This window comes from Vibrio sp. (assembly GCF_050299255.1).
Lineage (GTDB): Bacteria > Pseudomonadota > Gammaproteobacteria > Enterobacterales > Vibrionaceae > Vibrio.
In genome coordinates this window covers 1-10892 of record NZ_JBNKVP010000097.1, presented here as the reverse complement: position 1 = coordinate 10892, position 10892 = coordinate 1, and the positions used below count along the sequence as shown (strand labels likewise).

Below are 10892 nucleotides of genomic sequence, written 5' to 3'. Positions count from 1 at the left end.
CCGACAAGCCGGACATCAAGGTCGAACCGATCATACCCTACGACATCCTCAACAAGGTCGTACAGGAGGCCGACGCCCAGGGGTTGAATATCACCTGTCATTGCTTCGGCGATCTTGCCGTACGCAAGCTGCTTGACGCGGTCGAAGGTGCCATTAAGGCCAATCCGGCAAGGGAACGTCACCACACCGTCTCGCATGCCGTGTTAGTGCATCCGGACGACATTCCCCGCTTCGGCCCGCTTAGCGTGACCTACGACACGACCGGTTTCTGGATGAGTTTCGATCCGCTGCTCCAGAGCATTACCACCGAGCGTTTTGGCGCGGATCGTGTTCAGGCCATGTTCCCGATGAAGAAAATCAGGGAGGCAGGCGGAAACATCTCCTTGGGTTCAGACTGGCCGGCATCCGGATATCTTTCCGAATATCGCCCCCTTCTTTCCATCCGCACAGCAGTAACCCGTCAATTGCCGGGGCGCGACGATGTTCCGCCGCTTGGCGGTGATGAGGCACGGGTTCCTCTGGAGATGGCGATTTATGCGCAGACTCTGGGTGCGGCTACGGGCAGAGGTCTGAACGACAAGATCGGCTCTCTGGAGGTTGGCAAGATGGCCGATATGGTCGTGCTGGATCAAAATCTGTTCGATATCGATCCGCACGATATCGACAAAACGAAGGTCCTTTTCACTATCATGAACGGCGAGGTTACGTATGACCATCTTGGTGTGACGGAGTAGGGAAAAGATCACGGGATAAGGATTTGTCTGACCGGCCTGGGTTCTCCCCAAAACGTTAATACACAAATCGATACTGTTTTAGGTCGAATCAGCACGGTATCCGAGAACCGCTCCTTTGGGGCGGTTAATCTCTGTTGTGATACAGAAATACAGCGACATCCCTTATGATGGTGAACCTTGGCGCTGATATTTTGAAATTCACTCAAACGTCGAGAGCCTGCAATCAAATGTTTTCAATGTTTGATGAAGACGCGTTTGAGTAAGAGTGAGTTAAGCACGACTTTTAGCGAGTAGCAGGTTCACTTTTCCTTTTGCTGTTTTACTAACGGTTTGCATAAACTGAAAGCTCGGCTTGGTGATTCCTGATTGCTCTAAATCCTCTACCATCTGCAGCCAAAGTTTGGCTGTCATTTGTGCATCGGCTAATGCTCGGTGAAAAACACCGTCGTTGTCGATGTTTTTGTAGCGAACAAGCTCACCTAGTTTGTGTGACGGTGCATCTTGAATCAGTCGTCTCGCCACCAGTAAGGAGCAGGCGAACTCGCCTGAATAACCACAGTTGATTCTCTCAAACTCTGCGTCTAGAAATCGTTTATCGAACGAAGCGTTGTGAGCGATAAGGTTCTCACCGGTAATGAACTCGCTAAACGACGCCATCACCTCATCGCAGCCTGGTGCTGTACGTAACATGTTATTGGTGATACCGGTATAACTTTCAATGAATGAGCTCACTCTGAAGCCAGGATTCATTAGTTGTTGAAAACTATCGACAACCTCACCATCGACTAATTTTACCGCACCGATTTCAATTGCGCGGTCACCCAGAGTAGGTGAGAGGCCAGTGGTTTCAAAGTCGAGTACGACCACGGAATTTGCTTGAGCCATGAAGTTTCCAACTAAACAATAATGTGCACGAGTATCATCGAAAGCAATAGAAAAAGAAGGGCGATATCGCTCCCTTGAAACTACGCTTCCTGCATCAGGTTTTCCAGTTCATCCACCTTCTGGTCAAGCTGGTCAGTGGTGTTGTCCTGATTCAATTCTTCCATTTGCTGCTTCAGTCGTTCGATGTGCTGTTTTATCGTCTCAACAACGTCGGTTTCTATACGCTCTTTGGCACGGCTACCCGATGCTTTTGCTTCTTCTAACAGCTGATCCAGCTCATCATTCAGTTGCTCAACTGTTGGCTCGGCAGTTTCATCGAGCCAGCTCGAGATAGATTGGTCAATGCTTGATGAAAAAGACTGTAAGCCTTTGCCGATCTGGTTTTGCATCTCCATGGTTAGTCCAGCTAATTTGGTACTACCCTGGATCACTTGTTCGTCCTGAATGACTTCTCCCGGCCTGTCGCTCGTGATCAGTTTAATCATCTGGGTACCGTTAGCCTTGGGGTTGTCTGCTATAACAAACAAAGCAGAATCCGTTGCCAGGCTTTGGTGGCTTTCATCTACAGTGACATCCACATTAAAATTACCCTGATCGGTGTAGGTGATTTCATTTACTTTGCCAATGACTTGATCGCCATGCATCAATGGCGCATTGTTTTTCAGGCCATCCACTGCATCATAGTGAATGGTAAAGTTCACACCAGATTGAATGCAACCGGCCAAAAACAAAACAACCAAGCTAAAACACAATTTACCTAAAGATCCCATCAGGTGACCACTCCTACACTTCTTTCTACAGATCCTAACAGGGCGCAGTATGACTTTTTCAGGTTAAATTGCAATGATGAATGTAAAGAGCGGACGCTGGTCAATAGAGAAGGGTAGTGCTGAGTATGGTCGCTCGGATCTTCCCGGGTTTCAATGTTGCCAACATAAATAGTTCTCCCAACTGATTTGCAATACTAAACCTTATCCGAGTGACCGAATGTTTAGCATGCAATCTAACTCAAAAATGGCCAAATCTATCTATTGTATTTGTCCTTAAAATTAAACAGACCGGAGCTAACAGCAGTGGCTCCGGTCTGACGTAGAAATTTAATACCGTTAGTTACATAAAGGCGCTAGCTTTTCAGCTTCAAGTAACGCTTTGTCCCATACGAACTCATTGTTGTCGCTTACGTAGTAGTAAATAACATCGTTAGGTAGCATCACAAATTGAATGCCGCCGTATCCAGACATATAAGGAGCATATATCTGACATCCACCGGCAACAGTGAGGTACTTAGCCCAGACACTATTGCTGTAATATTTGCTGTCGTACCTTACATCAAGCGGCGTGAATGCGAACATAGTTTGGTATTTCTAGACTCAACTCAAAACTTGAAGGTATCCCTCCCGGGATACCTTTACTCTAATAACTTCCCCTAAATCTTTCTTTTTAAATAATTGCATCTGATATGTAATTGGCAATCATTCGAGATCTATCAAGGGAATGAGAGCATGAGATTTCATGAATTTTCTCCATTATTAAGGTCCTGATACCTCTGCTAATTAATACCGCACTAACATTCAGGGTGTACAAAACCGCCCCTCGCTATTTGTAAAGCGAAGGGAGGCGCTAAAAAGGTGTTTAGTTCATCATCTTATTGGGAAGCCACAGCACGATTTCTGGAAAACACATGCACAGAATCAGGACAGTGAGTTGTACCAGTATGAAAGGAGTGATAGAGCGATAGATATCCATCATGGTCACGCCTTTAGGTGCAATGCCTTTCAGATAGAACAGTGCAAATCCATACGGCGGTGTTTGGACCGCGATGACGATATTCAGAATCATCAATATGCCAAACCAGATGGGGTCATAGCCGAGCATCACTGCGACCGGGGTAAAGATAGGCGCACACATTAAGACGATAATGAATTCGTCGATGATAAAGCCCAGCAACAGCATGATAAGTTGAAACATGATGATTATCATGATCGGTGGAAGATCGATGCTGGTCGCGAAGTTAGACACCATATTTTGTACACCCATCAGCAAATGAAAGTTACTGAAAATGGATGCACCTAGAATGATCCACATCGCCACACTGACCAGTAAAGCTGTTTGTAGCCCGGCTTGATGCATCATCTGCGGTTTAAAACGCTTGAATAAAATTGACAGAATGATGGCTCCCACGACGCCTATCGCGCCGGATTCTGTGGGAGTCGCGATACCCATGATGATACTGCCCAGTACCGCAACAATCAGCACAAGTGAAGAAGATCCATCGCGAATGGTTTTAAACAGCTCATAACCTTTGGGTACTGTCATGTTATTTTCGGCATCTAGCGGTGCTTTGCTGGGATTGAATTTGCAACTGATGACGACATAGCTGATTAACAGCACGATAGTGACGAGCGCGGGCCCAATTGCCGCCAGGAACATTCTACCGACTGAATTTTGTGTCGCAGAAGCAAACATGATCATCGGAATACTGGGTGGGATAAGTATTCCCAGTGAGCCGCCGGCCATGATCACGCCGAGAGCTAATCGCTTATCGTAACCTCTGTCTAACATGGGTTTCAGTGCGATGCTGCTGGATGTCATGATCCCGGCACCGATGATACCCACCATAGCCCCGATCATTGAACAGACCCCGATCACGCTGATGGCCAATGAGCCACGGACTCGACCAATCATCAGCTGACTGGCGTTAAACATCGCATCACCTATGCCAGAGCGAGTTAGTAGCTGTCCCATGTAAATGTAAAGTGGGATCGCCAGTAAGATAAAGCTGAAGAATGTAGATTCAATTGTGGTGGGAATAATGTTGAACAGGGTGTCTCCCCAGGACAAATAGCCAATTCCCATCGCTATCCCTGCTAACGCCAGGCCAACCTGTGCACCCAATGCACAGGTGACCAGAATGCAACCCAATAGCACTAATGTCAGTAGCTCAATGCCCATGCTGGCCTCCTACCGGGATGTTAACTGTGTCGTCGTGTTTGTCATCAATTGCAACTGAATTATCAAGTTGTTCGAATGAATCAGTTTGTGATGCCGAAGATGTGTCTGATATGAGTTCCCGTTTGGTTATCAACCAAAACGTATGGCTAATCAATTGGGTGGTGTACTCGGCAATAAAGATCACACCTGATACACAGATCATCAGCCAGAAGTGGTGAACGCTCGGTGCCCATTCGGATTGTCGTTTGTAACCGTATTGTACGGTTTCAATAAATTTTTCGATGCTGATTTGGGTCATCACAATGAGAAAACCAATTGCGAGTACAATGGTGACCAGGTCGAACAGGCGTTTAGTCGTGGCTGACACTTTCAGGTAGAGAATGTCGACATTAATGTGGGCATTTTGCTGTTGGGCATAAGCGCCACCCAAAGCAGAGATATAGCCAAATAAGAATAGTGATGTGTCGTAGGCCCAAATGGTGGGGTCATCCAGAACATAACGGGCAAAGACTTCAAAAGCCACGATGCCGGCTAATACGGGCAGTAAAAATGAGACGCTTCGTCCGATGAAGGCAACGATACAACGCACAAACAGGCAATATCGTCTGAGAATCTGTTCAAACATGGGTTGCTCCAGAGCTGAGTAGAAAATAGGTGGGCAGTCTGCCCACCTGGTTCAGTTACTTATTTATAAAGACTGAAGTTTTTCAACTAGCTGCTTGGAGAACTTGTCCTGATTTGCGTATTCTTTTGCCAGTGTTTTCCCTGCGTTTTGCCAGGCAGCGACATCTGCGGCACTTGGTTCTGGACTCCATTTCAGGCCCTTAGCTTCCATTTGTTCCACGGCCTGCGATTCCCACAAAATCGACTTCGTCATCTGCTCTTGTGCATGCACGGAGGTTGCAGCGCGGACAATCGATTGAAGGTCGGCTGGTAACTTATTGAACTCTTTAGTATTGACGACGATTGGCAACACTTGTGCACCCGCCAATGGTAAACGGTACATGTATTTGGCGACTTCAACATGGTTGCCGTCTCGGTGGTCAATCATGTTCGATCCAATTGAACCGTCGATGACCCCGGTGGCGAGTGAGGTGTAAATCTCACTCCAGGCTAGTGAAACAGGAGATGCCCCAAGGTTACGCAGGAATTTACCATAAGCACCTGGTGCGCGTATTTTCAGCCCTTTAAAGTCATCAATGGATTTGATTTCTTTCTTAGTAATGATGTAAACCGGTGGCTGAATATAGGGTTCAAGCCAGGTCATTCCTTGCTCGCCGTAAGCTTGTTTTAAGATATCGGCCCAGCCTTGCTCATGAAAAAGGGTTGAGAGTTGGCCCACATCATCGGTGCCACCAGGTAAGCCGATTTCCACCACACCTGCAGGCAGTTCACCAGCGTGCATTGATTGAAATGGTGCCCCCATAGTAACCAAACCAGATTTGACGGCGGTAAGAATCCCACTGGTTCCGACACCTTCACCGGAATACAAAACCTGTACCGCAATTCTGCCATTGGACATGGTTTCGATGTTTTTAGCCAGGTTTTCGTACACCTCACCATAAGCCGTACCGCGGCCATACAGATTCGCGAAGCGCCAGTTATAGTCAGCCGCGTACGTTAATGCCGATGTCGCCAGAGATGACACACCGATAGCAGCCGCCAGTAAGCCACCCAGTAGTTTTTTTCCTTTCGTCTTAGACATGTTGTTGTCCTCATCCTTTATGATTGGAACCGATGTAACCTGATGTTACAAATATGTTTCACGATTCAATATAGGAGCAGAGCAATCAGGGTGTTAGAACCAGTTGAGCACTTCCTATGGTACCAGCTAGAAAATCCCTTGGTACCATAGGAAGTGCCTAACTGGCACTAATGGTTGTTCAGAGTCTGTCATATGCTTTTGGTTACTTATTGCGTAACTGGAGCAACTATAAATGGAGCAAATTGTTAATAAAGAGTTACTTTCTCAACTGTGTTCTGAAGGTGATAATTCCATAGCAATTTATAACCCGGCCGATGAGCACATTCTTGGCTATGTGCCATCTTTGTCTGAACAAGAAATTTGCCGGCGGATCGCCTCATCAAAGTCCGCCCAAAAACTCTGGAAGAAGAGGACTGCCGCTGATCGCTGCGCGGTATTGCGACGATGGTATGATCTGTTGCTTGAGAACGCAGATGACCTGGCCAGGCTCATGACTCTGGAGCAGGGGAAACCATTGGCTGAGGCGAAGGGCGAAGTCATGTATGGCGCAGGTTTCGTCCAATGGTTTGCAGAGGAAGGCAAACGAACTTATGGCGAGACCATTCCCAGCCCGGCTGAATCAAAACGTCTGTTGACCATTAAACAACCAGTGGGTGTCACAGCAGCCATCACGCCTTGGAACTTTCCGATAGCGATGATTACCCGCAAAGTCGCACCTGCGTTGGCCGCCGGGTGCAGCTGTTTGATTAAACCCGCTAATCAAACCCCGCTGTGCGCTTATGCCATTGCGAGTCTGGCGTATCAAGCAGGCTTGCCTGAAGATTTGTTGATAGTGGTAAACAGTCACTCGTCTGTCATGGTGGGAGACATTTTTTGTAGCCACCCAGATATCAAAAAACTCTCTTTTACAGGCTCAACACCAGTTGGCAGCGCGCTGATCAAGCAGACGGCGGACAGCGTGAAAAGAACCTCGATGGAACTTGGTGGTAACGCGCCATTTATCGTTTTTAATGACGCTGACATTGATGCCGCGGTTGCCGGGGCGATCGCATCTAAGTTTCGCAATGCAGGGCAGACCTGTGTCTGTGCCAACCGGTTCTATGTGCAGGACGATATTTATGAAGAATTTGTGGATCGTTTCGTTTTTGCTGTGAGTCAGTTAAAGATTGGCAATGGCTTAGGCTGTGATGTTCAAGTTGGGCCTGTTATCGACCAGAATGCCAAATCGAATATCTTGCAAACAATTCAACAAGCGGTTGAGCAGGGAGCGGAGATTCGATATGGCGGAGAGCCAATGCCAGGCAACTTTGTCCAACCTACGGTACTGACCAACGTTGACCAACAGATGTCCATTGTTCAGCAAGAACTCTTTGGCCCGGTGGCGCCGGTGATTCGATTTTCAGATACCGATGACCTGATTGAAAAGGCCAATGACACCATCTATGGCCTGGCTAGCTACTTCTATACTCGTGACCTGAACCGGGCCTTCTTTGTTGCAGAAGAACTGGAGTATGGGATGGTCGGGATAAATGAAGGGATCATTTCCACAGAAGTGGCACCATTTGGTGGCGTCAAACAGTCTGGATTTGGCCGCGAAGGAGCCAAACAAGGAATCGATGAATATCTGAACATTAAATACATGTGTATCGGTGGCATGTGAGATTGGGAACAGGAGCTAAAATAATGACGAACGCGGAATGGCAAACCAGAAAAGATAAAGTGATTGCACAAGGAATGGGTAATTTAGCCCCGATATTTGTGCAGTCAGCAAAAAATTCACATATTACCGACATCGAGGGTGAACACTATATCGATTTCGCATCAGGTATTGCAGTGACCAACACAGGGCACTCTCACCCGAAAATTGTACAAGCAGTGACAGAGCAACTCACTCAGTTTAGTCACACCTGCGCCATGGTAACCCCCTATCCAAGTATGGTTGAGCTGGCTGAGAAGTTAGTTACGCTGGCTCCTGGTGACAGCGAAAAAAAAGCGGTCTTTCTGACCACGGGCGCAGAAGCGGTAGAAAATGCCATCAAAGTAGCGCGAGCTTATACTGGCCGTAGTGGCGTGATCGCCTTTAGAGGGGGCTTCCATGGCCGAACCAACATGTGCATGGGCCTTACTGGTAAGGTGACCCCCTACAAGGTCGGTTTCGGTCCCTTTCCCAATGAGATATTTCATGCGCCATACCCGAATCAATACCACGGGATCTCTGAGCAGCAAAGTCTGGCGGCGCTGGATGATCTGTTTAGCTGTGACATAGAGCCAAACAGAGTGGCCGCCATTATCTTTGAGCCGATACAAGGCGAAGGTGGTTTTTATCCAGCACCGGTTGGTTGGGCAAAAGCGATTCGCCAGCTATGCGACAAACACGGCATCGTCATGATCTGTGATGAAATACAAACCGGCTTTGCTCGAACCGGCACTCTATTTGCATCTGAACAGCTGGGCTTTGAGCCGGATGTTGTGACGATGGCCAAAGGCATTTCTGGCGGGTTTCCGTTGTCTGCCGTGGTGGGTAAAACGAAAATTATGGATGCAGCTAATGCCGGAGGACTGGGCGGAACCTACGCTGGCTCGCCAATCGCCTGCACGGCGGCCTTGCAGGTTTTGCAGATAATTGAGCAGGAAGATCTATGTCAGAAAGCAGTGGAAATTGGTGCAGAATTCAAACGCCAAATTTTGCAGCTGCAAACGGTACACCGCTGCATCGGGGATGTTCGGCAGGTTGGGGCGATGATAGCGATGGAGCTCAATGATCCTGTTACTAACGAGCCATTGTCAGAGCTAACTAAACGATTGGTGCAAGCGTGCGTGAGTCGGAACCTGATCATTTTGTCCTGTGGCGTCAAAGGCAATGTGATTCGCTTTTTGCCGGCATTGACTATGGAAAGCCATTTAATAGAGCAAGGTCTGGCGATAATTGATCAGGAATTGTCTCAACTTACTGACTAACCAGGAAGTATACATTTTGAGGCAGCGGAATGCTGCCTCGCTATATATCTTAAATATGAGACATTCATCTCTTCATTTAACAAATATTTAACTAATACTAAGTTGAATTTCAATATGCGATGAGGTGCTATGCTAGAACGTTATATTCACTTAGATTCTAATCAATCGCTGTCTCTTCAGAATCAGATCAAATCGGGTATCACTCAAGCGGTGGCCAGTGGTTTTGTTGATCGTAATGAACCGGTAACCTCGTCACGAAAGTTAGCCAAGAGCCTCAATGTGTCTAGGAATACGGTTTTACGAGTCTATGAACAGTTGAGTGAAGAAGGTTTTTTTATTGCCAAAGAACGAAGTGGATATTACGTCAATCCAGAGATGGTTATCCAAACCGGCAGTAAGATATCTGTAGAGGCACAGCCAGACAATGCCGGGTTAAATTGGCACAAATATTTTGTTGCTGATAGCGCTGGCCGGGTACCCAGTTCAAAACCATTAAAGGATTATCCCTACTTATTTGTCCACGGCATGGTGGATGATTCGGTCTTTCCTGTTGCCGAATGGCGCAAGTGTAGTATTCAGTCATCTAATCGTGAAAACAGCAAACACTGGACGTCTACCGACAACGATTATAACGACTTGGTGGAACAGATAAGAACCAGAGTACTTCCCAGGCGCGGGATCTTTGTCAAAGCCGAACAAATCATGGTGACACTAGGTAGCCAGCAGAGCCTTTATCTTATCAGCCGTTTGTTGACCTCAAAACGGACCAGAGTCGGATTGGAAAATCCAGGTTACCCGGAAGCTTACGCGCAACTTAGTGCAAAAGGCGCAAAGATAGCTCCGCTAGATATCGACGACAAAGGGTTAGTGATTGACGAGTCTCTTGGCCAATGTGACATCGTCTACACAACACCCGGTAATCAGTTCCCTACTACCGTGCGCATGCCTTATGAGCGGAGAAGTGCATTACTGGAAGCCGCAGAATACAATGATTTTCTGGTGATTGAAGACGACTTCGAGCATGACGTGAATTACCTGGAAAATGACACTCCGGCAATGAAGGGCGAGTTCCCCAGCGATCGCATTATCTATTTGTCCAGCTTCTCCTCAACCATTGCTCCCGGACTCAGAATTGGTTTCATGGTGGCGGCAGAGGCCTTTATCCAAAGGGCCAAACAATTGCAACAACGAAGCCACTCCTATCCACCACAAAATAATTGCCAGACCCTGGCGCTGTTTATCGCGTTGGGCTACTACGATTCACTAATGCAAAAGCTGCTCAAGAACCTCCGCAATAAGTGGCTTACCATGGAGAAGGCGTTAAACTATTATTTTCCTCAGTCTGGCGTAGTGCCATCTCTTACCGGTACCGCATTTTGGATTAACTATAAGCAAGGCTTTGATTCAGTGAAGTTGGCCAGGCTAGCAGAACAGAAAGGCATTTTGTTTAACTCGGGCGAGCAGTACTACTTCAAACAACCTTGCCGAAATGGTTTCCGACTCAGTTTTAACTCCATTGACGAAGGAAACATTCGCGACGAACGAAATTTTCGCCAGATTATTTTGAACGAAGAAATATTATCTATTTTAGAAAAGAAGCAGCCCACCGGATTTTGGGCAAATATCCCGCTAATGGACAAAGGAGAAGCCATCGGGCA

Annotated in this window: 9 protein-coding genes; 4 read left to right on the top strand and 5 right to left on the bottom strand. The window is 47.2% G+C overall.

Going from position 1 to position 10892, the window contains the following annotated elements:
• On the top strand, nt 1-734 hold a 734-nt coding region (locus ACQY6F_RS16980), incomplete at its 5' end, for an amidohydrolase family protein (RefSeq protein WP_428776118.1).
• Between the two features lie 270 nt (nt 735-1004).
• On the opposite strand, the gene ACQY6F_RS16975 is transcribed toward ACQY6F_RS16980, so the two are convergent.
• From ACQY6F_RS16975 to ACQY6F_RS16955, 5 genes are all read right to left on the bottom strand, one after another.
• Complete coding sequence (locus ACQY6F_RS16975) at nt 1005-1619, bottom strand: 3'-5' exonuclease (protein WP_428776117.1); 615 nt, start codon at nt 1617-1619, stop codon at nt 1005-1007.
• Between the two features lie 80 nt (nt 1620-1699).
• Nucleotides 1700-2320, bottom strand: a complete 621-nt coding sequence (locus tag ACQY6F_RS16970) for a hypothetical protein (RefSeq protein WP_428776116.1) — start codon at nt 2318-2320, stop codon at nt 1700-1702.
• A 931-nt stretch (nt 2321-3251) separates the two neighbouring features.
• Nucleotides 3252-4571 (bottom strand): TRAP transporter large permease, encoded by a 1320-nt coding sequence (locus ACQY6F_RS16965; protein WP_428776115.1) that lies wholly within the window; start codon nt 4569-4571, stop codon nt 3252-3254.
• Entirely contained in the window at nt 4561-5196 is a 636-nt protein-coding gene (locus ACQY6F_RS16960) for a TRAP transporter small permease subunit (protein WP_428776113.1), read from the bottom strand. The genes ACQY6F_RS16965 and ACQY6F_RS16960 overlap by 11 nt, the downstream gene beginning before the upstream one ends.
• A gap of 63 nt (nt 5197-5259) precedes the next feature.
• Entirely contained in the window at nt 5260-6276 is a 1017-nt protein-coding gene (locus tag ACQY6F_RS16955) for a TRAP transporter substrate-binding protein (protein WP_428776111.1), read from the bottom strand.
• A 232-nt stretch (nt 6277-6508) separates the two neighbouring features.
• Here ACQY6F_RS16955 and ACQY6F_RS16950 point away from each other — a divergent pair, with 232 nt between their 5' ends.
• The 3 genes from ACQY6F_RS16950 to ACQY6F_RS16940 form a co-directional block, all read left to right on the top strand.
• Nucleotides 6509-7936: an NAD-dependent succinate-semialdehyde dehydrogenase gene (locus tag ACQY6F_RS16950; protein ID WP_428776110.1), complete on the top strand. Its 1428-nt coding sequence runs from the start codon at nt 6509-6511 to the stop codon at nt 7934-7936.
• A gap of 23 nt (nt 7937-7959) precedes the next feature.
• Nucleotides 7960-9234 (top strand): 4-aminobutyrate--2-oxoglutarate transaminase, encoded by a 1275-nt coding sequence (gene gabT / locus ACQY6F_RS16945; RefSeq protein ID WP_428776109.1) that lies wholly within the window; start codon nt 7960-7962, stop codon nt 9232-9234.
• Between the two features lie 129 nt (nt 9235-9363).
• A partial coding sequence (locus ACQY6F_RS16940; protein ID WP_428776107.1) for a PLP-dependent aminotransferase family protein occupies nt 9364-10892 on the top strand: 1529 nt, incomplete at its 3' end.